A 26,337-nucleotide genomic window follows, 5' to 3' on the forward strand; every position below is an offset into this window, starting at 1 on the left:
GATAGGATCACCGGCCGTGGCTGGCAACAATGACGTGACCGACCTTGTCGAACGCGCCCGCAAGGGCGACCCCCGTGCGGTGGCGCGCCTGATCTCCCATGTGGAGGACGGCTCCCCGCTGCTGCGCGCGGTGATGGCGGCGCTGACCCCGTACGCCGGCAACGCGTACGTGGTCGGCCTGACCGGCTCGCCCGGCGTCGGCAAGTCCACCACCACGTCCGCGCTGGTCACGGCGCTGCGCGCGCAGGGCAAGCGGGTCGGCGTGCTGGCCGTCGACCCGTCCTCGCCGTTCTCCGGCGGCGCCCTGCTCGGCGACCGGGTCCGGATGCAGGAGCACGCCACCGACCGCGACGTCTACATCCGTTCCATGGCCTCCCGCGGCCACCTCGGCGGCCTGTCCGCGGCCACCCCGCAGGCGGTCCGGGTCCTGGATGCCGCCGGCTGCGACGTGGTGCTGATCGAGACGGTCGGCGTCGGCCAGTCCGAGGTGGAGATCGCCGCGACCGCCGACACCGCCGTGGTGCTCCTCGCGCCGGGCATGGGCGACGGCATCCAGGCGGCCAAGGCCGGGATCCTGGAGATCGGCGACCTGTTCGTGGTCAACAAGGCCGACCGCGACGGCGCCGACGCCACCGCCCGCGAACTCGGCCACATGCTGGCCCTGGGCGAAGCCCGCGGCCCCGGCGACTGGCGCCCGCCGATCGTGAAGACGGTCGCCGCCACCGGCCAGGGCATCGAGGAGTTCGTCGAAGCGCTGGAGAAGCACCAGTCCTGGCTCAACGAGCACGGCAAGCTCGCCGAGCGGCGCCGGCACCGGGCCTCGGTGGAGATCGAGGGCATCGCGCTGGCGGCGCTGCGGGCGCGGATCGGCGATCTGCGGGGCGACCGGCGGTTGTCGACGCTGGCCGAGCGGGTCGTGGGGCGCGAGCTGGACCCGTACTCGGCCGCTGATGAGCTGGTGGCCGGGATCAGCGACTGATGGGCGCGCGGATCAAGGACGTCATCGTCGACTGCCGCGATCCCGAGGCGCTGGCGGCGTTCTGGGCCCAGGTGCTCGACCGGCCGATCGCGGCGCGCATCGGGCCTTTCGTCTGGCTGACCCGCGGCGACGGGCCGGGGCTGGGATTCCAGAAGGCGGACGGGGCCAAGGCGGGCAAGAACCGCGTGCATTTCGACGTCGGCGCGCCGGACCCGGCTGCCGAGCGAGCGCGGCTGGAGGCGCTGGGCGCCCGCCACCTGCCGGAGTACGCCGCGGGCGGCTTCCTGGTCATGGCCGACCCGGAGGGGAACGAGTTCTGCGTGATCCCCGAGGGACCGTTCGAGCTCGATGATGAGGGGCGCGCGAGCTATCTGGAGCCCGGCGCCTGAGGCCGGCTTGCTTCTTGAGCGAGCCGACCTACCTTCTTCAGTGAGCCGGCCTACGTCTTGGGTGAGCCGACTTACTTCTTCAGCGACTTGTGCAGCCAGAACGGCCCGGTCGGCAGCACCGAGGCGATCAGCACGATGCCGAACCGCTTGCCGTCCCAGTTCTGGGCCTGCTTGGCGTCGTAGGCCAGCGCCAGGTAGGCCAGGAACAGCAGGCCGTGGATCATGCCGAAGACCATCGTCGGCGCGGGCATGTGCGCGGCGTACTTCAGCGGCATCGCGACGCACAGCAGGATCAGGAAGGACACGCCCTCGGCGAGCGAGACGAGGCGGAAGCGGGCGAGCTTGCCGTCCTCGGCGGTGGTCACATCGGCAGTGGTCACGGGCGGATCCTCGCTGTTCACCAGGCTTATAGCCGACAACGTGTCGGTATGTCCCGCGAAGAATACCCGACGTCCCGACGCCCGTTCGCGGTGCCCCCTACGCTGGGCACCATGCGTGATTGGAACAGGCGCCGCTGTGCGCGCCGGGGGCATGAGACCTACGCACCGGTCGGTCCGGGGATAGAGACGGAACTGGCCGCGAGACTGCAAGTACAGACCGCCCACGGACCGGCGTGGCGCTGTCTGCGATGTGGCGACTACGCGCTCGGGGAGCCGACGGCCAGCGGGCCGGCGGACGAGGCGCCGGCGGTGCCGCGGGGCAAGGCGCTGCGGGACCTGTTCATCCTGCGGCTGCTGGCGATCGAGCGGGTGATCCGCGGCGTCGTCATCTTCCTGATCGCCTGGGCGGTGTGGAAGTTCGGCAGCAGCCAGGACGCCGTGCAGAAGCTCTTCGAGTCCGACCTGACGGCGTTCAAGCCGTTCGCCAACCACTTCGGGTGGGACGTCGAGCACGCCAGCATCGTCGAGCGGATCCGCAAGACGTTCAACTACAGCCCGAAGACGATACACACGGTGGCGCTGTTGCTCGGCGGCTACGCGCTGCTGGAGACGGTCGAGGGCGTCGGACTGTGGCTGGCCAAGCGCTGGGGCGAGTATCTGACCGCGGTCGGTACGTCGATCTTCCTGCCGCTGGAGATCTGGGACGGCTACAGCAAGATCCACGAGCACAAGTCGTACGTGTTCGCGATCTGCACCTTCGCCATCAACGTCGGCGCGGTGGTGTACCTGCTGGTGTCCAAGCGGCTGTTCGGCATCCGCGGCGGCGGCAAGGCTTTCGAGGCGCAGAAGCATGCGGACGCGCTGCTGACGGTGGAGCTCGCGGCTTGTGGCGCGGGTGCGGGTGCGGTTGCGGTTGCGGGCGACGGTGTCGAAGGTGCGGTGGGCGCGGCCGGTCCGAGTGCTCCGGGCAGCGGGGTGCCCGACTCGCGCGCCGCTCTGGCCGAGACGGTCGTGCTCAGCCAGCCGCCGTTGACCGACCCGGCCGGCGGCGGGCGCTGACCATCCGCAGGGCTTGTCACCGACCGAGCCCGCCGCACCTTCTTCACCAGGTCGGCGGGCTCGACCGGTTGCGACTTCAACAACTGACGTAGGCTGGACGCATGACCGCCGAGGGCACCGACGAAACCGCTTGGCTCGACGAGACCGAGCAGGCCGTCTGGCGCCACTACATCTCGGTGATGCGCCTGCTCCCGGACCGCCTCAACGCCAGCCTGGCCCGCGGCCACGACCTGACCCTGATCGATTACGAGGTCCTGGCCAGGCTCTCCGAAGCGCCCCTGCGCCGGATGCGGATGACCGAACTGGCCGAAGGCGCCCTGCTGTCCAAGAGCCGGCTGTCCCATCAGGTCAGCCGGATGGAGAAGGAAGGCCTGGTCCGCCGCGAACCCTGCGAGACCGACGGCCGCGGCTTCTTCGCGGTCCTCACCGACCAGGGCTGGGAGAAGCTGCTGTCAGCCGCGCCGGCCCACGTCGCGGACGTGCGCGAAGTCTTCATCACCCCGCTGAGCCGGGACCAGCTCGTCACGCTGGGGGAGATCCTGGACGTGATCGGGAAGGGTCTGGAGCCGGGGCGGGGCTGACCCGGACCACGGGCTGACCCGCACCCCACTGGCCCCCTGGCACCTCACGGCCCCCTCGACTTGCAGGCTGTCCCGACGGCTGTCACCGTGACGAGGGTGAGCGCCGGCGCGCAGGACCCCGAATCCGACCCCGGTCGGGTCGTTGACCACCAAGATCCGGGCGCTGCTTTGGCGGTCGATCCCGACGAGCGGCCCGAGGGGCACAGCAGCATCCCGGGCATCGCGGGGCTTTCCGATCGGCAGAAGTACCGGGCCCTGGCGGTGTGCCTGCTGGTCGGCTTCATGACCTTGCTCGACGTCTCCATCGTCAACGTCGCGCTGCCCTCGATGCAGAAGGGGCTCAAGGCCTCGCCCGCCGACCTGTCGTGGGTGGTCTCCGGTTACGCGCTCACCTTCGGCCTGATCCTCGTGCCCTCCGGGGTGTTCGGCGACATGGTCGGCCGGCGGACCGCGTTCCTGACCGGGCTCGTCGCGTTCACCGTGGCGTCCGGGCTGTGCGGTATCGCGCCGGGGGCGGCGTTCCTGGTGGTGGCGCGGCTGGTGCAGGGCTTCGCGTCGGGCATCCTGGGGCCGCAGATCTCCGGGCTGATCCAGGAGATGTTCAGCGGGGCGGCGCGCGCTCGGGCCTTCGGGTACTTCGGGGCGACGGTGGGGTTGGCCACGGCGGTCGGGCCGCTGGTCGGCGGGCTGTTGATCGCCGCCGGCGGCGAGGACCACGGCTGGCGGTGGGTGTTCTTCGTCAACCTGCCGATCGGCGTCGTCGCGTTCTTCCTGGCGCTGCGGGTGATCCCGGGGTGCCTGGGCTGCGGCCGGGCCGAGACCCGCGGCCGCATCGACTGGGTCGGGGTGGCGCTGCTGGGCGCCTCGGTCACCTCGATCATGCTCCCGCTGGTGCAGGAACAGCAGTGGAAGGGCCGCGGGAAGTGGTGGCTGGTCGTGCTCGGCGTGCTGCTGCTCATCGCCTTCACCCAGTGGGAGCGCCGGGTCGCCAGCTCCGGCAGCACTCCGCTGGTCCCGCCGGCCCTGGTCCGCATCCGCTCCTACACCCGCGGCAGCCTGCTCGGCCTGTTCTACTTCGCCGGCTTCACCACGATCTTCTTCATCTTCACGCTGTTCCTGCAGAACGGCCTCAACTACAGCGCGCTGGAAGCGGGCCTGGCCACCACGCCCTTCGCCGTCGGCTCCGCGGTCAGCGCCACGCTCGGCGGCCGGCTGGTCGGCAAGCACGGCCGGTCGCTGGTGATCCTCGGCATCGTGCTGGTGGCGGTGGCGACCGGGGCGGCGATCCTGGTCGTGCACTGGGTCCACGGCCGCGGCGCCGGGGTGGCCGCCGCCGCCCCGCTGCTGGTCGCCGGGGTCGGCTCCGGCCTGGTCATCGCCCCGAACGCGGCCCTGTCGCTGTCCGAGATCCCGGTGGTGCGCGCCGGTACCGCCGGCGGCGTGATGCAGACCGCGCAGCGGCTCGGCTCGGCGCTCGGCATCGCCTGCGTCGGCGCGGTCTTCTTCTCCCGGGTCGGCCACGGCAAGGGTTTCGCCAACGCCTTCCAGGCCGGTGCCGTCGTCGCGATCTGTTTCGAGGTCGCGGCGCTGGTGGTCGCGGTCGCCGACTGGCGCAGCCGCAGGGCGGCGGCCGCGACTCCGGCGACCGCCGAGGAGAGCAGCGCCTGAGAAGCTGGCGTGGTGAACGAGAACGAGGACCGGGGCCAGGCCGCGACCGAAGCCGCGCTCAGCCGCATCGCGAAGCTGGTCGCCGACCGCCCCGGCCAGGCCCAGCTCCACGTGCTGCACCACGGCGTCCCGATCCTCGACGTCTGCGTACGCTGCGACCCCGACACGCCGTTCCTGTTGTGGTCGACCGGAAAACCGTTCACCGCGCTGGCCGTCCACCAGCTCGCCGAGCGCGGCCTGCTCGACCTCGACGCGCCGATCGCCGACCACTGGCCCGAATACGGCCGCGCCGGCAAGCAGTCCGTGACACCCCGCCACGCCCTCACCCACACCACCGGCGCGCCGCTGTCCACCCGGCACGTCGTCGGCGACGCCTGGATCATGCACGACTGGGACCGGTCGGTGCGCGCGGCCGCGGCGGCCAGGCCCCGGCACGAGCCGGGGCGCGACCCGGCGTACCACATCCTGAGCCAGGGCTTCATCCTCGGCGAACTCCTCCAGCGGGTCACCGGCACGCCGCTGGCGGAGTATCTGGACACGAACATCCTCGGCCCGGCCGGACTGGCGAACACCCACCTCGGACTGCCGGACTCGCTCTGGGACACGCGCACGATCCTGCAGATCTCGAAGGAGCCGCGAACCTCGTTCCCGGACCGGGCGAAGGTACGCCGGTTCGGCACGAAAGCCGTCCGCACCGCGCCGATCCCGGCGGCGACGGTCCACTCCACGGCTCGCGACGTGGCCCGCTTCTACCAGCTGCTCCTGAACGGCGGCGGCATCGACGGCGTCACCGTCTTCCACCCCGAAACCGTGCGGGCGGCCCGCGAACCCGCGGCATCGCAGGCCACGCACATACATTCCGACCCGATCGTCGGCCACGCCATCCGCTGGTCCCACGGCTTCCAACTCGGCTGGGGCACCCGTCCCGCCCCCGCCGCCCGACCCTTCGGCACCACCGCGGGCGAGGACGTCTTCGGTCACAACGGCAGCAACTACTGCAACGCCTGGGCCGATCCCGAGCACGGGCTCGTATTCGCCTGCCTGACCAGCCTCATGACGCCCCGCGCTCAGGCGCTCGCCTGGCAGACCGAGCTGAGCGATCTGGTGCGCGCGGCGGTCGGCGGCAGCGGCGAAACAGCCTGATCGCTCGGCGGGTGAACCGAGTCCGGCCTACGGCAACTGCCGCCGCGGCTTCCCCTTGGCGTTCGCCTTCGCCGCAGCGGCCCCGCGCTGCCCGAGCAGCATCGGCTCGCCCCGCAGCGGCTGCGTCGCCACCCAGGGGATGAACGGCCACGCCACCGACAGCACCAGCAACGCGACCCCCGTCACGTTGAACACGGCCAGTACGTACGTCGCGTGGAACAGAGCGGACATCGCCGCTGCCAGGCCCAGGCCCACCAGGGTCCAGTCCGGGACCCGGTTGCGCTTCAGGTTGATCGCGATGCGGTTGCGGAGCAGTCGGCGCAGCAGGGGGCGGCCGAAGGCGGTGGCGACCAGCAGGGCCATCGACAGGACGCCCAGGTCGTCGGTGACGACGTGGTGCGGGTTCAGGTCCGTGTCGTGGGTCTTTCCGAGGAAGGTGTACCGGGTGATCTGGTCGTGCCAGACCAGGACCGCCATCTGGTCGCCCTCGGAGACCGAGCCCGACAGGTCCTTCGTGCTGCTCAGGGTGACGTACTGGGTCTCGCCGACAGTCGGATCGAGGTACACATTGGTGGTGTAGCCGTGCGCCTTCCGGCCGGAGTTCTTCCAGACGCCGACGTAGTCCACGTTCGCATTGGTGCGCAGGACGCAGTTGTCGGTCTGGCCCGAGCCGGTGCAGTACGGCGCGTTGTCGTAGGTGTTCTGCCGGCCCTGGGCCTTCACCATGGCGAACGACTCGACGACCGTGAAACCCGAGATGCTCGCGGTGAGACCGGCGAGCAGCAGCATGCCGAGCACGCCGCGTATTCGGCCTTTGCGCCGCCGTCGCCCCGCTCGCCCGTCGACGTCCAACAAGTCCACTGATCGCCCCGTCTTCGCCACGGCCCAGATGGTACGCGCATGTCATGGGGACCGGACCCGGTTCGGCGCGCGCCGTCCAATTCCCGGACGAGGGTGGAACGGTAGAGTCCACAGTGCGAGAATGGTCGTCTCAAGACGGACGGATGACGGATACAGATCGGAGCCGCGCATGCCAGCCCTGCGGTCGCGCACCAGCACCCACGGACGCAACATGGCGGGGGCGCGCGCGCTATGGCGGGCCACCGGCATGGGCGACGACGACTTCGGCAAGCCGATCGTCGCGATCGCCAACTCCTTCACCCAGTTCGTCCCCGGCCACGTGCACCTGCGCAACGTCGGCGAGATCGTCGCCGACGCGGTCAAGGAGTCCGGCGGCGTCGCCAAGGAGTTCAACACCATCGCGGTGGACGACGGCATCGCCATGGGCCACGCCGGCATGCTCTACTCGCTGCCCAGCCGCGAGTTGATCGCCGACGCCGTGGAATACATGGTGAACGCGCACTGCGCCGACGCGCTGGTGTGCATCTCCAACTGCGACAAGATCACCCCCGGCATGCTGATGGCCGCGCTGCGGCTGAACGTCCCGACCGTGTTCGTCTCCGGCGGGCCGATGGAGGCCGGCAAGACCACGGCCATCGAGGGCGTGGTGCACTCCAGGATCGACCTGATCGACGCGATGATCGCCTCGGCCAACGACGCGGTCACCGACGAGCAGCTCGGCGACATCGAGCGCTCGGCCTGTCCGACCTGCGGCTCCTGTTCCGGCATGTTCACCGCCAACTCGATGAACTGCCTGGTCGAGGCCCTGGGCCTGGGACTGCCCGGCAACGGCTCGGTGCTGGCCACCCACGAGGCCCGGCGCCGGCTGTTCGAGCGGGCCGGCAGCACGGTCGTGGAGATCGCCCGGCGCTACTACGACGGCGACGACGAGTCGGTCCTGCCGCGCGCCGTGGCCACCCCGGCCGCCTTCGGCAACGCGATGGCCCTGGACGTGGCCATGGGCGGCTCCACGAACACCGTGCTGCACCTGCTGGCCGCGGCGCAGGAGGCCGGCGTCGGCTTCGGCCTGAAGGACATCGACCACGTCTCGCGCCGGGTGCCGTGCATCTCCAAGGTCGCGCCCTCCAGCCAGTTCCACATGGAGGACGTGCACCGGGCCGGCGGCATCCCGGCGATCCTCGGCGAGCTGAACCGCGGCGGGCTGCTGGACCCCCAGGTGCACGCGGTGCACGCGCCGACGCTTCAGACCTGGCTGGACGAGTGGGACGTGCGCGGCGGCAAGGCCTCGCAGGCCGCGGTCGAGCTGTTCCACGCGGCGCCCGGCGGGGTCCGCACCGTCGAGCCGTTCTCCACCGCCAACCGCTGGGCCGGCCTGGACACGGACGCCGAGAGCGGCTGCATCCGCGACCTGGCGCACGCCTACACCAAGGACGGCGGCCTGGCGGTGCTCTGGGGCAACCTGGCGGCCGACGGCGCGATCGTGAAGACCGCCGGCGTGGACGAGAAGATCTGGGAGTTCGCCGGTCCCGCGCGGGTCTTCGAGTCCCAGGACGACGCCGTAGAGGCGATCCTGGGCAAGAAGATCGTCGAGGGCGACGTCGTGCTGATCCGCTACGAGGGGCCCAAGGGCGGTCCCGGCATGCAGGAGATGCTGTACCCGACGTCGTTCCTGAAGGGCACCGGCCTGGGCGCCAAATGCGCGCTGGTCACCGACGGCCGGTTCTCCGGCGGCTCCTCGGGCCTGTCCATCGGCCACATCTCCCCGGAGGCGGCGTCCGGCGGCGTCATCGCGCTGGTGGAGGAGGGCGACACGGTGAAGATCGACATCGCCACCCGCAGCCTGCACCTGGACGTCGACCCCGAGGTGCTGGAGCAGCGCCGCACCCGGCTGCTGGCCGACCTCGGCGGCTACCGGCCGCGCGACCGGGACCGCCAGGTCTCCGTCGCCCTGCGCGCCTACGCCGCCCTGGCCTCCAGCGCCTCCACCGGCGGCGTCCGCGACCTCGACCAACTGGGCAGCAGGTAGCCGTGCCGCGGCACCGGCTGCGGATCGGCGCCAAGCTGGTCCCGCAGGGCACCACCATCGCCGCGCTGCGCGCCTTCTGGCGGCTGGCCGACGAATCAGGGTTCGACCACCTGTGGGTCTACGACCACCTGGCCGGGGCCGGCAACCTGGCCACCGTGACCGAGCCGGACCCGGCGATCGAGCTGTTCGACGGCTGGTCGCTGCTGGCCGCCATGGCCTCGGAGACCCGCAGGGCCCGCATCGGCGCCATGGTCACCGCGAACGCCTTCCGCCACCCGGGGCTGCTGGCCAAGATCGCCACCACCGTCGACCACCTGTCCGGCGGCCGTCTGGAGTTCGGGATCGGCGCCGGCTGGGCCGAGTACGAGCACCGGATGCTGGGCATCGAGCTCGGCGGCGCGCGTCAGCGTATTGAGAAGCTGGACGAGGCGCTGCGGGTCATCAAGGCCCTGTGGTCTCCGGAGCGCTTCACCGACTTCGCCGGCGAGCACTACACCCTCGACAAGGCTGTGCACGCGCCCAAGCCGCTCCAGAGCCCGCACCCGCCGATCTGGCTCGGCGGCACCGGTGAGAAGCGGATGCTGAAGCTGGTGGCCGAACAGGCCGACGTCTGGAACACCGTCAACCACGACGGTGTCGCCGAGGCCGCGCGGCTGTCCGGCGTCCTGGACCGCTGGTGCGCCGAGGTCGGCCGGGACCCGGGGGAGATCCGGCGCTCCGTGCAGCTGCGGCCGGACCCGCGCCGGGTGGTGGACGACGTCGCGCCGTGGGTGGACGCCGGCTTCACCGAGATCGTGCTGTTCTTCGCACCGGAACAGCCGCTCGCCGACCTGGAACAGGTCGCCGAGCGGCTGTCGGAGCTGCGCGCCCTGCTCTAGCGGGCGCGCAGCTTGGCGCTGTGCTTGCCTGTCAGTTCACTGACCGGCGTCAGTTCACGTTCAGACCGGTGTCGTCGATGACGAACGAGGTCTGCAGCGAGGCGTCCTCGGTCCCGGTGAACTTCAGGGTGATGGTCTGGCCGATGTAGCTGGCCAGGCTGAAGGAGTGCTGGGTGTAGCCGCTGTTGGCGTTCACGTTGCTGTAGGTGGCCAGGGTGCCCAGCACGGTCCCGGAGGCGTTCAGGACCTGGACGTTCAGCTTGTCGTAGGCCGTGGTGCCGGTCTCCGCGGTGTCGATGTGCAGCCAGAAGGAGAAGTTGGCCGTCTTGCAGGTGGCCGCGATGCTCACCTTCTGGGACAGGGTGTCGGTGTGGGTGGTGCCGTAGCCGTCGAGCCAGGCGTCGTAGCTGCCGGAGTGGGCGGGCTCGTCGGTGGTGTCGCTGTTGATGACGCCGGAGGACGCGGTCCACGGGGACGCGCTGCCGGTCTCGAAGCCGGGGTTGCCCAGCAGCTGCGCCGCGGTGCAGCCGCCACCGCCGGAGGAGTTCACCGTCCAGCTGAAGGTGGTCGTCCCGGAGGCGGTGCCGGAAGAAGCGGTCACGGTCACGCTGGAGGTGCCCGTGCCGGTCGGGGTGCCGGTGATGGCGCCGGAGCTGCTGATCGACAGGCCAGCCGGAAGCCCGGAGGCGGTGTAGGTCAGCGCCTTGCCCGCGGAGTCGGTCGCCGCGATCTGAAGCTTGGTGATCGCAGTGCCCTGAGTGGAGGTCTGGTTGCCGGGGTTGGTGACCGAGACCGTCTCAGTGCCGCCCTGCGCGTTGACCGTCCAGCTGAAGGACGTGGTGCCGGTCGCGGTGCCCGAGGACGCGGTCACCGTGACGGTGGACGAGCCGGTGCCGGTCGGGGTGCCGGTGATGGCGCCGGAGCTGCTGATCGACAGGCCGGCCGGGAGTCCGGTGGCGGTGTAGGTCAGCGACTTGCCGGCCGAGTCCGTACCCGAGATCTGCAGGGTGCTGATCGCAGTGCCCTGTGTCGAGGTCTGGCTACCGGGGTTGGTCACCGAGACCGTCTCGGTGGTGCCGCCGTGGTTGATGATGGCGTGCGACAGGTCGCACTCGTTGGTGTCGTTCGACCAGGACGCCTGCTCGGGGTAGGTGCCGAAGGAGCCGAACGAGACGTTGCCCGCGCCGCCGGCGGTGCCGGGGGACAGCCAGGCGCACTCGTCGGAGTTCTCCTGGCCGTTGTAGGACGAGCCGGTGTTGTTGGTCCAGCCGCCGGCCGGGTTCTGGTCGGACATCATCTCGTGCCACTCGTGGCCCATGGTGATGGTGTAGCCGTCCAGGGTGCCGGGGGAGTTCACGAAGCCCACGCCGCAGCCGGCGCCGGAGTCCATGTTGTACGGCTGGTTGGAGAACGCGATGTCGCCGTACGGCGAGGTCACCGGGCCGCCGGTCAGGGTGCTGTCACCGTTGTAGTCGTGCCAGGCGCAGTACTGGCCCTGGTAGTTGTCCGGGTTGGTGCCGGTCGGAGACAGGATCACGTAGTAGGCGTTGCGGTTGGCCGCGGCCGTGGTGTTGCCGAAGTGCGAGGCGGCGTTGATCGCCTCCTGGCCCAGCTGGTGCCCGGTCGCGGCGCTCGGCGAGGCGGCGGAGTTGTCCTCCCACACGCCGGCCAGCACGCCACCGGACTGGTAGTTGATGTACTGCGAGGCCGGAAGGTTGGTCGGGCAGGAGACCGCGCCGGTCGCCACACCCGCGCCGTCGCACCACTGTGTCAGGTCCGCGGACCACAGCTCGTTGTTGGTGCCGATGCCCTTGAACATCTGCTGGGCCACCGAGGCGCCGCCGTCGGGGTCGCCGGAGAACTTGGCGTTGCCGTTGGCGTCAGTGCTCTGGGTTCCCCACTGGCTACCGTAGAAGACAAGGTAGACCTTGCTCTTGGCGCCGTCGTTCACGCCGATGCCGTCGATGCCGCCGCCGTAGGACAGCGTCTCGGGACCGGTGGTCGCGGTGGTCGCGGCGTTGGCGGGGTGCGATGCGGCCCAGGCCTTCTCCTTCTGGTCCTGCTGGATGGTGGGGACGGCCCCGTGCCGGTAGGGGTGGCCGTACGAGGGGTCATACGGGTTCTGCGTTGTCGAGCCTGACGAGGTGGCTCCGGAGGACGACGGCAGCAGCGCCATCGCCGATCCGTTCGCGGCGGTGGCGAACAGCGTGATCGCCGCTGCGGCTATGCCAGCCGCCGCTCTGAGTGGGACCCGATGCACGTGGTTTTCCTCTCCGAACCGGTTCACGGTCCAGTCTTGGAGGGTGGGGTATAAGGACACGTACCGACCGGGAAAGTTATGGGCGTTTCGGTTCGCCGTCAACGACCTTCGTCGAGGCAATTTTCCAGCGGGAGGGCGAAACCTGGAAAAGCCGAGGCCCGCCGGTCGGTAGGGCCGGCGGGCCTTGACAATTCAGAGCTGATTCAGAGGTTTGTGAAAAACCAGTGAATGCCCTTTACACGCGGTGGCGGAGAAGGAATGAAGATCAAGCCTGGCCTTCGTCATCCACCCGGACCGTGCCGATCCCGGCTTCGGTGAGACCCGGAAGGATCTTCTCCGCATCGCCCTCGATCACCACGACGGCCTGCTCCGGGAACAGCCGCTTCGCCGCCGCGGTGTTCACCTCGTCCTTGGTCAGCCGGGTGTACTCGGTGTACTTGCGGGTGAAGTAGTCCTCCGGCAGGCCGAACTCGACGATCTGCGCCAGCGCGCCGCCCACCGAACCCGGTGTCTGCAACGCGATCGGCAGCGAACCGGTCCGGTAGGCCTTCGTCGAGGCGAGCTCGTCATCGGTCACACCGCCGGCCTTGATCCGATCGATCTCGGCCAGCGCGTCCACCGCGGCGGCCGCGGTCACCTCGGTGTGCACCGAGGCGGTGGCCGAGAAGACGCCGCCGTCGCGGTTCAGGTCGAAGCCGCCGCGCGCGCCGTAGGTGTAGCCCTTCACTTCCCGCAGCTGGTGGTTCAGCCGGGAGTTGAAGGTCCCGCCGAGGATGGTCGCCATGGCCTCGATCGCGGTGTAGTCCGGGGTGTCGCGGCCCGGCGCGTGGTGCGCGATCGCCACCACCGACTGCACCGCCCCGGGCCGGTCCACGACCACGATCTCGCGGTCCACCAGGTCCCGGGCGCCGGTCGGGTCCGGCGCGGTGATCTCCGGGCCGGCCTGGCCGAGCAGCACCTCGCCCAGCCCGGTGACGTCCACCCCGGACAGGTCGCCGGTCAGCAGCAGGGTCCCGCCGAAGGCCAGCCGGGCGGCGTGGAAGTCGCGCACGTCCTGGAGCGTCAGGGCACTGACGGAGGCGACGGTCCCGGTGTCCTGCTTGCTGTACCGGCTCCGCGGCAGGTACAGCCCGCGGCTCAGGGCCTCGTTGGCGCGGGTCCCGGGCATCGCCCAGGCCGTGGTCAGCTTGGCGACGCGGTCGCCGCGCACCCGGTCGAAGTCGTTCTCGGCCAGCCGGGGCCGGCGCAGCGCCTCGGCGAGCAGCGCCACCGCGGCGGCGATCCGGTCCACCGGCGCCTGCACGCCGACCCGCAGCACGTCGGCGTCGACCGAGCCGGACCAGGAGGCGCCCAGGGACTCCAGCGCCATCGCGAACTCGTCGCCGCTCTTGAGCTCCGTGCCCTCGCGCAGCAGGTCCATCGTGATCTTGCCGACGCCCTCCTTGCCGGCCGGCTCGCGAACGACGCCGGCCTCCAGGAGCACACCGGCGTAGGCCATGCGCTGACCCGGCAGGTGCGCCGAGACGACCTCGCCGCCGGGCAGCTTGGCGCGGTCGACGGCCGGGAACTCGTAGGGGCGCGGCGCTCCGCCGGCCGGCCGGTCCGCGACCAGGGTGTTGCCGCTCATGCTTGGGTCTCCTCGGCGGTCTCGGCGGTCTCGGCGGTCTCGGCGGTTTCGGCGGTTTCGGCGCTGTCGTCAGCGGCGTCGGCGTCGGCGTCGGACGTCGCGTTCGTCGTGTACTCGATGATGACGCGGTTGTCGTCGGCGAGGATCAGGGCGGCGACCCGCTGGACGTCCTCGGCGGTGACCGCCTCCAGCCGCCCGAGGTATTCGCGCACCAGCTTCGGGTCGCCGTCCAGTGTCGCGTACTGGCCGAGCAGGTCCGCCCGGCCGCCGAGCTCGCCCACCGCGCGCAGCCAGTCGCTGGTCAGCAGCGCCTTGGCCCGGCCGAGTTCGGCCGCTGAGACCGGGGCCGAGCCGTCGGCCAGCCCGTCGAGCACGGCGGTGAACTCCCGCTCCACCTCGGCGGCCTCGATGCCGTCGCGCGGGCTGAACATGCCGAAGAACACCGAGGCGCCGTAGGCCAGGTTCCACACCGAGGTGTAGGCCTCTTCGCGCTGCGCCAGGTTCTTCTCGGTGATCAGCTTGCGGTACAGCCGCGCGCCGCGGCCCCGGCCGAGCACCGCGGCCAGCACCTCGACCGCGGTGAAGTCCTCGTCGCGGGAGTCCGGGGAGCGGAACATGAAGAACGTCATCGGACGCGGCACCGAGTCGTCCGGCTCGATGTGCCGCTTGGTCTGGCCGATCCGCAGCGAGGGCAGCGTGCCGTCCGGGGCCGGCGGGATGTCGCCGTGCCGCTGGATGCCGCCGAAGTACTTCTCCGCCAGCTTCACGACGGCCTCGGGGTCGACGTCGCCGGCCACGGTCAGCACCGCGTTGTTCGGCGAGTAGTAGACCGCGTTGAAGTCCTGGAAGTCCTCCAGGGCGGCTTCCTGCAACTCCTCCATCGAGCCGATGGTGGTGTGGTGGTACGGGTGGCCTTCGGGGAAGGCCAGGGCCAGGGCGTACTCGACCCAGCGGCCGTAGGGCGGGTTGTCGTAGCGCTGCCGGCGCTCGTTCTTCACGACCTCGCGCTGGTTGTCCAGGGTCTCCTGGGTCAGGGCCAGCGAGCCCATCCGGTCGGCCTCCAGCCACAGCGCCAGCTCCAGCTGCGCCGAGGGCATGACCTGGAAGTAGTTGGTGCGGTCCGGGCTGGTGGTGGCGTTGATCGCGGCGCCGCCGGCCGCGGTCACCCACTCGAAGTGCTCGCCCTTGTCGACGTGTGCCGAACCCTCGAACATCAGGTGCTCGAACAGGTGTGCGAAGCCGTGCTTCCCGGCCGGCTCGTGGCGCGAGCCCACGTCGTACCAGAGGTTCACGGCGGCGATCGGCGTCGTCGGGTCTGGACTCACCACGACGCGGAGCCCGTTGTCGAGTACTGCTTCGTGGATCTTCCAGGGGAATGAGGCGTTCTCGGCCCCGCTGGTGCCCGGTTCGCTCTTGACCTCTGTCACGCTTGCCAGTCAACGCGATCGGTCGGCGGTTCGTCCACTCAACGCGCACACCGTCCCGGCGCCGCCGGGAGGACACGTCCCGGCACGCTGCCGGACCCCGGTCCGCCACCTGGGATCGGCGCACCGCGTCACGCGGAGAGCGACTAACGTGACCGCGTGCCCAAGGACCGCAATCTCCCGTTCGATCCGATCGAGCGCGCCTTCGAGTCGTGGAAGGGCCGCTGGGGCGAGTCCACCTCGATGCTGGCCATCACCTCGGTCATGCGCGCACAGCAGTTGCTGCTGGCCCGGGTCGACGCGATCGTCAAGCCCTACGAGCTCACCTTCGCCCGCTACGAGGCGCTGGTGCTGCTCACCTTCAGCCGGGCCGGCTCGCTGCCGCTGTCCAAGGTCGGCCAGCGCCTCCAGGTGCACCCGACCTCGGTGACCAACATCGTCGACCGGCTGGAGAAGTCCGGCCTGGTGGTCCGGCGCCCCAACCCCGACGACGGCCGCGGCACCCTGGCCGAGATCACCGCCAAGGGCCGCGAGGTCGTGGAGGACGCGACCCGGGACCTGATGGCCGCCGAATTCGGGATGGGCGCGTTGAGCTCCGAGCAGCACCGGGAGCTGTTCGCCGTGCTGCGCGACCTGCGGGTCGCGGCCGGTGACTTCGAGGTGTAGCCGGGCCGGGGCGGGCCGGGCCCGATCACCTTTCCCCTGCTCAGCGGATGCCTGTTCGCATTTAGTAGGACGTCCTAGTAAAATTTCGAAGCATGGACTCCGAGCAGATTTCCGCCGGCCGCGATCGCTGGCAGGCGCGCTACGACGCCGCGCGTAAGCGGGACGCCGATTTCACCACGATCTCCGGCAGCGACGTCGAGCCGGTCTACGGTCCGCCGGAGGGCTCCGAGGTACCCGGCTTCGAGCGTGTCGGGTGGCCGGGGGAATTCCCTTACACCCGCGGGATCCACCCGACCGGCTACCGCGGCAAGCCGTGGACCATCCGGCAGTTCGCCGGATTCGGCAACGCCGAGCAGACCAACGAGCGCTACCGGATGATCCTGGCCGCCGGCGGCGGCGGGCTGTCGGTGGCCTTCGACATGCCGACCCTGATGGGCTACGACTCGGACTCCCCGCGCGCCCTCGGCGAGGTCGGCCACTGCGGCGTCGCCATCGACTCCGCGGCCGACATGGAGGTCCTGTTCCGCGACATCCCGCTGGGCGACGTCACCACCTCGATGACGATCAGCGGCCCGGCCGTCCCGATCTTCGTCATGTACCTGGTCGCCGCCGAGCGCCAGGGCGTGGACATCGGCAAGCTCAACGGCACACTCCAGACCGACATCTTCAAGGAGTACATCGCGCAGAAGGAGTGGCTGTTCGACCCCGAGCCGCACCTGCGCCTGATCGGCGACCTCATGGAGTTCACCGCCGAGAAGGTCCCGGCCTACAAGCCGCTGTCGGTCTCCGGCTACCACATCCGCGAGGCCGGGTCGACGGCCGCGCAGGAGCTGGCCTTCACCCTGGCCGACGGCTTCGGCTACGTGGAGCTGGGCCTGTCCCGCGGCCTGGACGTCGACGTCTTCGCCCCCGGTCTGTCGTTCTTCTTCGACGCCCACGTGGAGTTCTTCGAAGAGATCGCGAAGTTCCGCGCGGCCCGCCGCATCTGGGCCCGCTGGCTCCGCGACGTCTACGGTGCCAAGACCGAGAAGGCGCAGTGGCTCCGCTTCCACACCCAGACCGCCGGCGTCTCACTCACCGCCCAGCAGCCTGACAACAACGTGGTCCGCACCGCGATAGAGGCACTGGCCGGCATCCTGGGCGGCACCAACTCCCTGCACACCAACGCCCTGGACGAAGTGCTGGCCCTGCCCAGCGCGAAGTCCGCGGAGATCGCCCTGCGCACCCAGCAGGTGATCATGGAGGAGACCGGCGTCACCAACGTCGCCGACCCCCTGGGCGGCAGCTGGTACGTCGAGGCGCTCACCGACCGCATCGAAGCCGAGGCCGAGGCCATCTTCCAGCGCATCAAGGACCTGGCCCCCAACGGCGCCCAGCACCCGATCGGCCCCATGACCGCGGGCCTGCTGCGCGGCATCGAAGACGGCTGGTTCACCTCCGAAATCGCCGAGGCCTCCTTCGCCTACCAGCGCGCGGTCGAAAAGGGCGACAAGCGCGTAGTCGGCGTCAACGTCCACACCGACTCGATCGAGGAGCCCCTGGAGATCCTGCGAATCTCCCACGAGGTGGAACGCGAACAAGTCCGCGTCCTCGGCGACCGCAAGACCCACCGCGACAACGCCGCGGTCCAGGCCGCACTCGCGACGATGCTGGAGGCGGCACGCTCCGGCGCGAACATGGTCCCCGCGATGCTCGACGCCGCCCGCGCCGAAGCCACCCTCGGCGAGATCTGCGACACCCTGCGCGCCGAGTGGGGCGTCTACCGGGAGCCGGCGCGGATCTGAGGCGGGGCTTGAGGTAGCGCTGCTCGCTGATGCCGGTCGGACTCGATGCGGGTCCGGCCGGTTCGCTGTTCGCTAAATCCCCCCAGCAAGCCGCAGCTGCGCCAGCCCGGCCAACACCACCGACACGAACCGCGTCAGATACTCCTGGTCCACCGGCTGCCCCTTGATCAGGATCCGGTGCACCAGGGTCCCGCAGATCATGTCGAAGATCAGATCGATGTCCGTCTCGCCCTCGACCTCCCCGCGCGCGCAGGCCCGCTCCCAGGCCTCGTACACCAGGTGCCGCTGCGGATCGATCACCTTGTCGATCACCTTCGCCCGCAGCGACGCGTCCCGGTCTGCCTCGGCCGACAGCGCCAGCAGCGCGGCTTGCGTCTCCGGCAGTTGCAGCAGTTCCACGTACTGCCCGACCGTCGCCAGCGCGTCCTGAAGCATCGAGCCGCGGTCGAGCACCTCCAGATGCGAGAACAGCTCCGCCATCGCGTCCACCACGAGGTCGGCCTTGCCCGGCCAGCGGCGGTAGAGCGTGGTCTTGGCGACGCCGGCCCGGGCGGCGACCTCGGCGATGGTGAGGTCGGGCCAGCCGCGCTCGGCGAGCAGGTCCCGGGTCGCGCTGAGGATCGCGGCGTCGGCGTCGGCGTTGCGGGGGCGGCCGCGGGTGCGCGGGCCGGTCTGGCGGCTGTCCTCGGACTCGGACACGATCGCGGCCCGCCTCCTCGCTTGGTCGGTTCCCGGGTGCGGCGTCCGCCTCGGGCGCGCCGTCTTTTCGCAGGTCGCGGCGCCATACCGAACTGTTCACCCGATCTTCACAAAGGGCCGTCGCACACCCGGCCGCTTTGCGATACGCTTCGACGCGTATCTTAATGATCAGTCTTGCTTCCACGAGCGGGACACGCAAGAGCGCCACCCCCTCCAGGTGGGGACCCGGAGGGGAGTTGGCGCGAGGTTAGCCGGAAAGGGGAGGATGGCGCTATGAGACAGCGACCCCAGTTCCCCGGGATGGCCGCCGGCGGAGGCCCGGGCTTGCCCGCCTCCGCGCTGCGGGGCGTGGTTGACCTCGGGGCCCTCGCCGCCAAGCCGCAGGCCGCACCGGCCGGGTCGGCTCCGGCGGCCCCGGCCGGCAGCGGCGGCGAGGGCTCCGGCCCGGCCGCCGACGGTTCCGGCGCCATCGCCTCGCCCCTGGTCTTCGACACCTCCGATGCCACCTTCGACGCCGACGTCATCGAACGTTCCCTGACCGTTCCGGTGGTCATCGACTTCTGGGCCGAGTGGTGCGGCCCGTGCAAGCAGCTCTCCCCGGTGCTGGAGAAGCTGGCCGGCGAGTACGGCGGCCGGTTCATTCTGGCCAAGCTGGACGTCGACGCGAACCCGATGCTGGCCCAGGAGTTCGGGATCCAGTCCATCCCGATGGTGATGGCCGTGGTCGGCGGCCGACTGGTCCCGCTGTTCCAGGGCGCGGTCCCGGAGGCGCAGGTCCGCCGCTACCTGGACGAGCTGCTGAAGCTGGCCGCCGAGAACGGCGTCACCGGCACCGCCGGCGGCGAGGCCCCGGCCGAGCTGCCCGAGCCGCCGATGGACCCGGCGCTGGCCGCCGCCTACTCCGCGCTGGAGGAGAACGACCTCGACGGCGCCGCCCAGGCCTTCCGCAACGTGCTCAGCGCCAACCCCGGCGACACCGAGGCCAAGCTGGCGCTGGCCCAGGTGGAGCTGATGCTCAACACCCGGGACCTGGACGCCGGGCAGGTGCACGCCGACGCCGAGGCCAGGCCGGACGACGTCCGGGCCCAGATCGCCGCCGCCGAGTTCGACCTGTCGGCCGGCCGGGTGGAGCAGGCGATCGACCGGCTGATCTCCTTCGTGGCCCGCACCGCCGGGGCCGATCGGGACGCCGCACGGGTGAAGCTGCTGGACTTCTTCGAGCTCCTGGGCCCGGAAGACCCGCGGACCGGGGCCGGTCGGCGCCGACTGACGAGCGTGCTGTTCTGAGCGCTGTCCCGAGTGCTGTTCCGGCGGCCTGACCGGGCCGTCGGACGGCCTGGGAAACCACCCTCGCCAAACGCCCCCGCGCCTGATCAAGACCGGCGTGGGGGCCGTGATTTTACCTTTTCTTTGCCAAGTGTCACATCGCCTTGACGGCTCGTCAGACCTCGGATGAGAGCGGGGTCACAGGCGAGGTGTTAGTGGGGTTTTGTCCCTGTTCGTCAACTACACAGAGTGTCCAATTAGCCGTCAGTTCTCGTTTATGAGTCCCCGACAACCGTCCGCCGGGCAACCGGAGTCCCCCGATCGTGTTACCGGTCGGTAACGAACCCCTTGTGCGGCGGGCGCGAGTAGACCACGATCACATCCGCTCGGTCTGTTAATCCGACGATCCCCGAAACGATCGCGCGGCAACAGGTCCCCACCGGGTCGGCAGAACTAGCAGAACTACTCGTCGCTGCCGTAGCCGAGGCCCTTGCGGGCCATCTCGGCCCGCATGCCGCGGTCCGGTGCGCGCCGGACCCGTCCCATCCGCTCGTGGAGGAGTAACGCATGAAGGACGCAATGGGCGCCCAGGTGCTGGGCGGCACCAAGTGGAAGCGCTTCGCCCTGGTGATGGTCCCCACCGTCGGCATCGCCGGCGCGATGACCGTCGGGATGGCCAACGGTGTGCTGGCGAGCTCCTTCGCCGTGTCCGGCCAGCAGTTCAAGGTCTCCGCCGACGAGCTGGACGGTAACGTCTTCGCCCAGTCCGGCACCGTGATCGTCGACGCGAACGGCAAGCCGCACGCGGTGGCCGTGGCCGGCATCAAGAGCGCGAAGATCTACAAGATGTGCCAGTCGGTCAACGTGCCGGTCCCGCTGCTGGGCAACCTGACCATAGTGCTGTCCGCCGGCGGCGGCGGCACCCCGGTGACCGCCACGAACCTGGTCCTGGACACCAACCAGGTGAACGCCGACGCCACCTTCTCCGGCGTCAACATCGGCGCCTCGGCGGCCGACATCGCGAACCAGACCGGCATCCAGGGCTTCAACGGGTACGACAAGACCGGCAAGCCGGCGCCGTTCGCCCCGGGCGACTTCGGCCAGGTCGTGCAGACCGCGGTCCTGAAGGGCGTGACCCAGACCGCCTACTCGACCACGGCCGGCACGATGGCGCTCAAGGGCCTGTCGATCTCGGCGAACCTGAACGGCAAGGAGTGCTTCTAGGCCCTTGAGGCTTCGAAGCGGTCTGAGACACCCTGGGAGGCGGGCGCGAGTAGGGCGCGCCCGCCCACCACAGTCAGCACATGTCGGGAGTAGCAGTGACCACCATTGACGCCGAGTATTCCGGGGGCCAAGAGCACGTCGTGGTCAGAGGATGGCGCGCGTTCAAGGAGTGGCGCCACTCCCGGCCGTTCTGGGCCGGACTGTGGACCCTTCTGGCCGCCTTCGAGCTGTGGAGCATCCCGTTCCTGCAGCCGCTGCTGGTCCAGCACAAGCTGAACATCAAGATGGCCGGCATCGCCGGCGTGTCGACGATGGCCATCACCCCGGCGCTGATCATGATGGCCGCGGCCATGTGGTTCGCGCCCGGCTACCGGGTATTCGCCGGCGTCTTCACCCTGGTGTGCGCGCTGCTGTCGATGGTGGTGTCGAACTTCGGCGGCTTCCTGCTGGGCATGCTCCTGGGCGTGTTCGGCGGCGGGCTGGCCTTCTCCTGGACCCCGCGGCTGACCGACGAGCAGATCGCCGCGCAGGCCAGAGCCGAACAGGCCTACCGGGACGCGCTGGCCGGCGATATGCCGCCCTCGGCGCGCTCGCCGCTGGCCGGACCCGCCGAGAGCCGGGACGACCAGGACCCCTACCAGTTCGAGGAGACCGAGCCGCAGCACGCGGCCGCCGGACCCATTCCGGGCGTCGCCGGCTACCAGGGCACCCGAGGCGAGATGACCTCGGCCTTGCCGCAGACCGCCGACTCCACACCCGCCGACACTGTTCCGGCCACGCCACCGCGGGACGTCGTCCCGCCGTTGCCGCGGGCCGAGGACACTCCTCTGGGGGCTTGACGTCTTGAGTGCCACAGGCAGCAACGAGAACCAGAACTCCACCGGGCCGGACCCGGACGGGTCACGGGCCGACCGGGCGCGCCGTCCGGCGGCGTCCGGGCCCGGGGGGTTCGCCGACCTCGCCGGGATGCGCGAGGCCATCCTGCGCGCCGAGCGCGGGACGCCCGCCGGTGCCGCGGGGGCACCGGCCGGGCCGGAGGCGCTGCTGGACGCGCTGCGGCGCTCCCGCCGCGTCGGCGGGACCCCGGCGGGCGGGTCGTCGATCGGCGGCGCCTTCGCGCTCGACGCCGGCCCGGAGCCCGAGCCGGACAGCGAGCCGCCGCTGCGCTCCCGCGGCGGCGGGGTGAACAAGCCCCGCGCGGTCGTGCCGACCCCGCTGCTGGCCGCCGAGGCGGTCCGGCTGGTCGACACCGCGCACAGCAAGCGGGCCCGCATGGTGACCGCGATCGGGCTGCCGGCCGTCTTCCTGGCCGCCACCGGCGTCGCGGTGATGCCGACGGTCGCGAACGCGGCCAGCTCGTCGTCATCGACCTCCACCTCGCCGACCTCCACCTCGTGCGCACCGGGCTCGTCGGCGGTGCCGAACACCGGCGGGGCCAAGAGCTCCGCGCCGACCTCGGCCCCGAGCAGCACGCCGAGCTCCGCCGCCGGCAAGCCGAGCTCAGCGCCGAGCACCCCCGGCGCCCCGCAGCCCTCCGGCGGTTCGAGCACGCCGAAGCCGTCGTCCTCGGCCCCGCAGAGCAAGCCGTCGGGCGCGCCGTCCGGCGCCCCGAACCCGGTCACGCCGACGCCGACCGGCGCCAACACCGGCCCGACCGCGCCGCCGCCGTCCGCCAGCGCCTCTAAGGCCCCGTCCTCGGCGCCGAGCAGCACCCCGAGCCCGAGCTCGTCGGTCACCTGGTGGAACCCGCTGAGCTGGCTGGGCACCACGGTCAACGGGGTGTTCAACCCGGCTCCGTCGTCGAGCCCGTCCACGGTGAACAAGCTGGCCGCGGCGCCCGCGGCCACCCCGAGCTCGAACCCGACGTCCTCGCCGGCCCCGATCCTGTCGATCGGCCTGGGCGGCTCGACCAGCCCGAGCCCGTCCGGCACGCCGAGCTCGAAGCCCTCGGTGCCGAGCACGCCGCAGCCGTCGTCCAGCGAGTCCTCCAAGCCCTCGGCGCCGTCGTCCACGCCTTCGACGCCGACTTCCAGCTCCAGCTCGACCTCCGGCGCGAGCAGCCCGTCGAGCGTGCCGTCCGGGGTTCCGACCTACCAGGGCCACGTGCTCACGGCGCCGACCACGGTCTGCGTGCAGAGCGCCGCCGCCCAGCCGTTCCGCGAGGTCGAGTGGCACCTGTCCGCGTCCTCGCTGACGCTGACCAACCAGAAGTTCCTGGGTTTCCAGAAGATCCAGACCGGTGACGGCCAGACGGTGACCGTCATGGCCATCCACGCGGACTCGATCGACCTGACCGACATGGTCACCTACAACGAGGACGGCAACGTGCCGATCCTCTCCGACGGCGGCAGGGGCCAGAACGTCCACCTGACCAACGTCACCCTGCACGTCCTGAAGCAGGTGGGCACCATGACGGCGCCCCTGCCGCTCGGTCCGGTCACGCTGGGCCCGCCCGGAGAAGCCGGGACCGACCTGATCAGCCAGGCGGTCATGGCGCTGCTGCAGTTGAACCTGCCGCTGCCGCCCAGCACCTTCACCCATGTGGACGTGGACCAGTACATGCTGACCTCTGACACGCTGGACATCCCCGGCTTCAACGTCGAGGCGCCGATCCTCAAGTAGGGATCCCGGACCCTTGCGGCCGGTCGGTCCCGACACCCGTACAGATCACCACCCCCGTGCCCGCCCTCCCGGCGGGCACGGGCTTCTGCTTTGATGAGATATCCGACATCGAAATCCTGATACCGAAGTCGGCCGTACCAGTCCGCACCCCGGGCTCGTGAGAAAGGGTCACCGCCGAATGGGCGAGTTCGTACGCGTGGAGACCGACGGCGCGGTGGGCGTGATCCGCCTGGACCGCCCGAAGATGAACGCGCTGAACGTGCAGGTGCAGCGCGAGCTGCACGAGGCCGCCGACCAGGTCGGTGCCGACCCGGCGATCCGGGCCGCGGTGATCTGGGGCGGCGAGAAGGTGTTCGCCGCCGGCGCGGACATCAAGGAAATGCAGGGCATGTCCTACGCGGACATGGCGGTGCAGTCCGTGCGGCTCCAGGACGCCTTCAAGGCGCTGGCGAACATCCCCAAGCCGGTCATCGCCGCGATCACCGGCTACGCCCTGGGCGGCGGCTGCGAGCTGGCCCTGACCGCCGACTTCCGGGTCGCGGCCGAGGACGCCAAGCTGGGCCAGCCGGAGATCTCCCTCGGCCTGATCCCCGGGGCCGGCGGCACCCAGCGGCTGCCCCGGCTGATCGGCCCGGCCCGGGCCAAGGACCTGATCTTCTCCGGCCGCATGGTGGACGCCGCCGAGGCGCTGGCGATCGGCCTGGTGGACCGAGTGGTCCCGGCCGCCGATGTCTACAAGACTGCTGTGGAGTGGGCGGGCACCTTCGCCGATGGTCCCGCGTTGGCCATCAAGGCGGCCAAGGAGGCCGTGAACCGCGGGTTGGAAGTGGACCTGGAGACCGGCCTGGAGATCGAGCGCCTCCAGTTCACCGGGACCTTCGCCACCGACGACCGCACCGAGGGCATGCGGGCTTTCGTGGCCAAGGAGAAGCCGGGCTTCACCGGACGTTGAACAAGGTGGGGGCCCACCCCGGGTCCCCGTCGAGCCAAGGAGGCGTCACGGCAATGGCCATGGAACAGCTCCCAGAGGCCGCCCAGGCCCGGATGAACGAGATCCGGAACTCGGGCACCTGGGGCTCGGCCCTGACCACCAACGAGTTCGCCGCGGTCCGCGCCGCCGGCTTCGAACCCGTCGGCCAGGTCTTCGGCTCCTGCGTGTACCACCTGGGCTACACCGGGGCCTACAACTGCCCCGGAGCCTGGATGGGCGGGGCCGGCTACACCTCGACCTCCACCGGCCGCTACTCGGCCTACGCGCCGCTGACGCAGTCGCTGTACGACGCGCGCCGGCTGGCCGTGGGGCGGATGAGCACCGAGGCCTCGCTGCTCGGCGGCGACGGCGTCGTCGGGGTACGGCTGGCGATCCGCCGGTTCCCGGCCGGCGGCCTGGAGTTCTCGGCGATCGGCACCGCGGTGCGCGCCGCGAACAGCACGGTGAAGCTGCGGAACCCCTTCACCTCCCACGTCACCGGCCAGGAGTTCGCCAAGCTGGTGATGAACGGCTGGATCCCGGTGTCGCTGGTGCTCGGCATCGCCATCGGGACCCGGCACGACGACTGGTGGACCCGGATGGCCTCGCGGCGCTGGGCCGGCAACCAGGAGGTGGAGGGCTACACGGACCTGGTGAACCAGACCCGGCACGCCTCCCGGCAGGAGCTGGCCCGGAACGTGAAGGGCGTGCACGCCGACGGGGTCGTGGTGTCCTCCATCGAGCTGGAGATCCGGGAACGGGAGTGCCCGGTCACCGACGGCCAGCGGGACCACATCTGCGAGGCCACCACCATCGGCACCGCCATAGCGGCGTTCAAGAGCAGCGGCCAGCCGGCCCGGACCGGCTCGCTGGCCATCATGTCGCTGGACCCGGAGCGGCGCGCCGCCGCCCGGCGCGAGACTTCTGTGCGATACCTGTAACGAGGGGCTGGAGACACGAGATGGCTGACAAGATCGCGCACACCGCCGAGGGCGTGCCCGAGGACGCGATGCGGCGGCTGGCCGAGCTGAAGCCGGGCTCGCCCGGCTCGATCTTCACCTCGGACCTGTCGGTGAACGAGTTCCTGCTGGTGAAGGAGGCCGGCTTCCGGCCGCTGGGCCTGGTCCTGGGCTCCTCGATCTACCACGTGGGCCTGCAGGTCGCGCGCTGGGGCAAGAGCCAGGAGCTGGACGTCCTGAGCCAGGCCATGTACCACGCCCGCGAGCTGGCGATGACCCGGATGGAGGCCGAGGCGGACGCGCTCGGCGCGGACGGGATCGTCGGGGTCCGGCTGGAAGTGGAGTTCAAGGAGTTCGGCAACGACGTCGCCGAGTTCATCGCGATCGGCACCGCGGTCAAGGACGACGGCAGCGGCCAGCACGGCAACGTCACCTGGCGCAACAACAAGAACCAGCCCTTCACCTCGGACCTGTCCGGCCAGGACTTCTGGACCCTGATCCGGGCCGGCTACGCCCCGCTGGGCATGGTCATGGGTTCGTGCGTGTACCACATCGCGCACCAGCGCTTCGGCGCGGCGCTGGGCAACATCGGCAAGAACGTGGAGCTGGAGCAGTTCACCCAGGCCCTGTACGACGCCCGCGAGCTGGCCATGGCCCGGATGCAGGCCGAGGCCGAGGCGCTGCACGCCGAGGGCATCGTCGGCGTCCAGCTGCGTAACCACAGCCACACCTGGGGCTCGCACACCACCGAGTTCTTCGCCCTGGGCACCGCGGTCCGCCCGCTGCGCGCCGACCACCAGATCCAGCGCCCGACGATGGTCCTGAGCCTGGACTGATCCCGGCTCCCCACCCGCCCCCGAACAGTGGTTGAG

Annotated in this window: 23 protein-coding genes; 17 read left to right on the plus strand and 6 right to left on the minus strand. The window is 70.7% G+C overall.

Annotated elements, in window-relative coordinates:
- Positions 1-16 precede the first annotated feature (16 nt).
- Positions 17-979, plus strand: a complete 963-nt coding sequence (meaB, locus tag KGQ19_RS17920; RefSeq protein WP_212010324.1) for a methylmalonyl Co-A mutase-associated GTPase MeaB — start codon at positions 17-19, stop codon at positions 977-979.
- Positions 979-1,368: a VOC family protein gene (locus KGQ19_RS17925; protein WP_212010325.1), complete on the plus strand. Its 390-nt coding sequence runs from the start codon at positions 979-981 to the stop codon at positions 1,366-1,368. The genes meaB and KGQ19_RS17925 overlap by 1 nt, the downstream gene beginning before the upstream one ends.
- Before the next feature lie 71 nt (positions 1,369-1,439).
- Here the strand turns inward: KGQ19_RS17925 and KGQ19_RS17930 are convergent, their stop codons facing one another.
- Positions 1,440-1,748 (minus strand): DUF3817 domain-containing protein, encoded by a 309-nt coding sequence (locus tag KGQ19_RS17930; RefSeq protein WP_194895138.1) that lies wholly within the window; start codon positions 1,746-1,748, stop codon positions 1,440-1,442.
- 111 nt (positions 1,749-1,859) lie between these two features.
- Between KGQ19_RS17930 and KGQ19_RS17935 the strand changes: the two genes are divergently transcribed.
- From KGQ19_RS17935 to KGQ19_RS17950, 4 genes are all read left to right on the plus strand, one after another.
- A complete protein-coding gene (locus tag KGQ19_RS17935) occupies positions 1,860-2,807 on the plus strand; it encodes a DUF2127 domain-containing protein (RefSeq protein WP_212010326.1) in 948 nt (315 codons plus the stop codon).
- A 101-nt stretch (positions 2,808-2,908) separates the two neighbouring features.
- Positions 2,909-3,388 carry a MarR family winged helix-turn-helix transcriptional regulator gene (locus KGQ19_RS17940; protein ID WP_212010327.1) on the plus strand — a complete coding sequence of 160 codons (480 nt, stop codon included), beginning with the start codon at positions 2,909-2,911 and terminating at the stop codon, positions 3,386-3,388.
- A 210-nt stretch (positions 3,389-3,598) separates the two neighbouring features.
- Positions 3,599-5,056: an MFS transporter gene (locus KGQ19_RS17945; protein WP_438801871.1), complete on the plus strand. Its 1,458-nt coding sequence runs from the start codon at positions 3,599-3,601 to the stop codon at positions 5,054-5,056.
- Between the two features lie 12 nt (positions 5,057-5,068).
- A complete protein-coding gene (locus KGQ19_RS17950) occupies positions 5,069-6,199 on the plus strand; it encodes a serine hydrolase domain-containing protein (protein ID WP_212010329.1) in 1,131 nt (376 codons plus the stop codon).
- A gap of 27 nt (positions 6,200-6,226) precedes the next feature.
- Here KGQ19_RS17950 and KGQ19_RS17955 read toward each other — a convergent pair whose 3' ends face one another.
- Positions 6,227-7,081: a hypothetical protein gene (locus KGQ19_RS17955; RefSeq protein ID WP_212010330.1), complete on the minus strand. Its 855-nt coding sequence runs from the start codon at positions 7,079-7,081 to the stop codon at positions 6,227-6,229.
- Between the two features lie 148 nt (positions 7,082-7,229).
- On the opposite strand from KGQ19_RS17955, the gene ilvD reads away from it, so the two are divergent.
- Together ilvD and KGQ19_RS17965 are read left to right on the plus strand one after the other, a co-directional pair.
- Positions 7,230-9,086 (plus strand): dihydroxy-acid dehydratase, encoded by a 1,857-nt coding sequence (ilvD, locus tag KGQ19_RS17960; protein ID WP_212010331.1) that lies wholly within the window; start codon positions 7,230-7,232, stop codon positions 9,084-9,086.
- 2 nt (positions 9,087-9,088) lie between these two features.
- Complete coding sequence (locus KGQ19_RS17965; RefSeq protein WP_307856444.1) at positions 9,089-9,964, plus strand: TIGR03560 family F420-dependent LLM class oxidoreductase; 876 nt, start codon at positions 9,089-9,091, stop codon at positions 9,962-9,964.
- A 49-nt stretch (positions 9,965-10,013) separates the two neighbouring features.
- Here the strand turns inward: KGQ19_RS17965 and KGQ19_RS49710 are convergent, their stop codons facing one another.
- From KGQ19_RS49710 to KGQ19_RS17980, 3 genes are all read right to left on the minus strand, one after another.
- Positions 10,014-12,224: a putative Ig domain-containing protein gene (locus tag KGQ19_RS49710; protein ID WP_307856445.1), complete on the minus strand. Its 2,211-nt coding sequence runs from the start codon at positions 12,222-12,224 to the stop codon at positions 10,014-10,016.
- A 265-nt stretch (positions 12,225-12,489) separates the two neighbouring features.
- Positions 12,490-13,851, minus strand: coding sequence for a M16 family metallopeptidase (locus tag KGQ19_RS17975; RefSeq protein ID WP_212010332.1), 1,362 nt, complete (start codon positions 13,849-13,851; stop codon positions 12,490-12,492).
- Positions 13,848-15,278, minus strand: coding sequence for a M16 family metallopeptidase (locus tag KGQ19_RS17980; RefSeq protein ID WP_212010333.1), 1,431 nt, complete (start codon positions 15,276-15,278; stop codon positions 13,848-13,850). Before KGQ19_RS17980 ends, KGQ19_RS17975 begins: the two co-directional genes overlap by 4 nt.
- A 156-nt stretch (positions 15,279-15,434) precedes the next feature.
- On the opposite strand from KGQ19_RS17980, the gene KGQ19_RS17985 reads away from it, so the two are divergent.
- Together KGQ19_RS17985 and icmA are read left to right on the plus strand one after the other, a co-directional pair.
- Complete coding sequence (locus tag KGQ19_RS17985) at positions 15,435-15,941, plus strand: MarR family winged helix-turn-helix transcriptional regulator (RefSeq protein WP_212010334.1); 507 nt, start codon at positions 15,435-15,437, stop codon at positions 15,939-15,941.
- 92 nt (positions 15,942-16,033) lie between these two features.
- Positions 16,034-17,725 carry a coenzyme B12-dependent isobutyryl-CoA mutase large subunit gene (gene icmA, locus KGQ19_RS17990; protein WP_212010335.1) on the plus strand — a complete coding sequence of 564 codons (1,692 nt, stop codon included), beginning with the start codon at positions 16,034-16,036 and terminating at the stop codon, positions 17,723-17,725.
- Positions 17,726-17,797: 72 nt separating this feature from the next.
- Here the strand turns inward: icmA and KGQ19_RS51925 are convergent, their stop codons facing one another.
- Positions 17,798-18,427, minus strand: coding sequence for a TetR/AcrR family transcriptional regulator (locus KGQ19_RS51925; protein ID WP_212010345.1), 630 nt, complete (start codon positions 18,425-18,427; stop codon positions 17,798-17,800).
- 270 nt (positions 18,428-18,697) lie between these two features.
- On the opposite strand from KGQ19_RS51925, the gene KGQ19_RS18000 reads away from it, so the two are divergent.
- From KGQ19_RS18000 to KGQ19_RS18030, 7 genes are all read left to right on the plus strand, one after another.
- A complete protein-coding gene (locus KGQ19_RS18000) occupies positions 18,698-19,711 on the plus strand; it encodes a tetratricopeptide repeat protein (RefSeq protein ID WP_212010336.1) in 1,014 nt (337 codons plus the stop codon).
- Between the two features lie 546 nt (positions 19,712-20,257).
- A complete protein-coding gene (locus tag KGQ19_RS18005; protein WP_212010337.1) occupies positions 20,258-20,914 on the plus strand; it encodes a DUF6230 family protein in 657 nt (218 codons plus the stop codon).
- A gap of 95 nt (positions 20,915-21,009) precedes the next feature.
- Positions 21,010-21,753 carry a DUF6114 domain-containing protein gene (locus KGQ19_RS18010; RefSeq protein ID WP_212010338.1) on the plus strand — a complete coding sequence of 248 codons (744 nt, stop codon included), beginning with the start codon at positions 21,010-21,012 and terminating at the stop codon, positions 21,751-21,753.
- Between the two features lie 4 nt (positions 21,754-21,757).
- On the plus strand, positions 21,758-23,536 hold the full coding sequence (locus tag KGQ19_RS18015; RefSeq protein ID WP_212010339.1) for a hypothetical protein: 1,779 nt from the start codon (positions 21,758-21,760) through the stop codon (positions 23,534-23,536).
- A gap of 178 nt (positions 23,537-23,714) precedes the next feature.
- A complete protein-coding gene (locus KGQ19_RS18020) occupies positions 23,715-24,488 on the plus strand; it encodes an enoyl-CoA hydratase/isomerase family protein (RefSeq protein WP_212010340.1) in 774 nt (257 codons plus the stop codon).
- 53 nt (positions 24,489-24,541) lie between these two features.
- Positions 24,542-25,447, plus strand: a complete 906-nt coding sequence (locus tag KGQ19_RS18025; protein WP_212010341.1) for a heavy metal-binding domain-containing protein — start codon at positions 24,542-24,544, stop codon at positions 25,445-25,447.
- Between the two features lie 20 nt (positions 25,448-25,467).
- Entirely contained in the window at positions 25,468-26,301 is an 834-nt protein-coding gene (locus KGQ19_RS18030) for a heavy metal-binding domain-containing protein (RefSeq protein WP_212010342.1), read from the plus strand.
- Positions 26,302-26,337 lie beyond the last annotated feature (36 nt).

The organism is Catenulispora pinistramenti, from assembly GCF_018274385.1.
Taxonomy (GTDB): domain Bacteria; phylum Actinomycetota; class Actinomycetes; order Streptomycetales; family Catenulisporaceae; genus Catenulispora; species Catenulispora pinistramenti.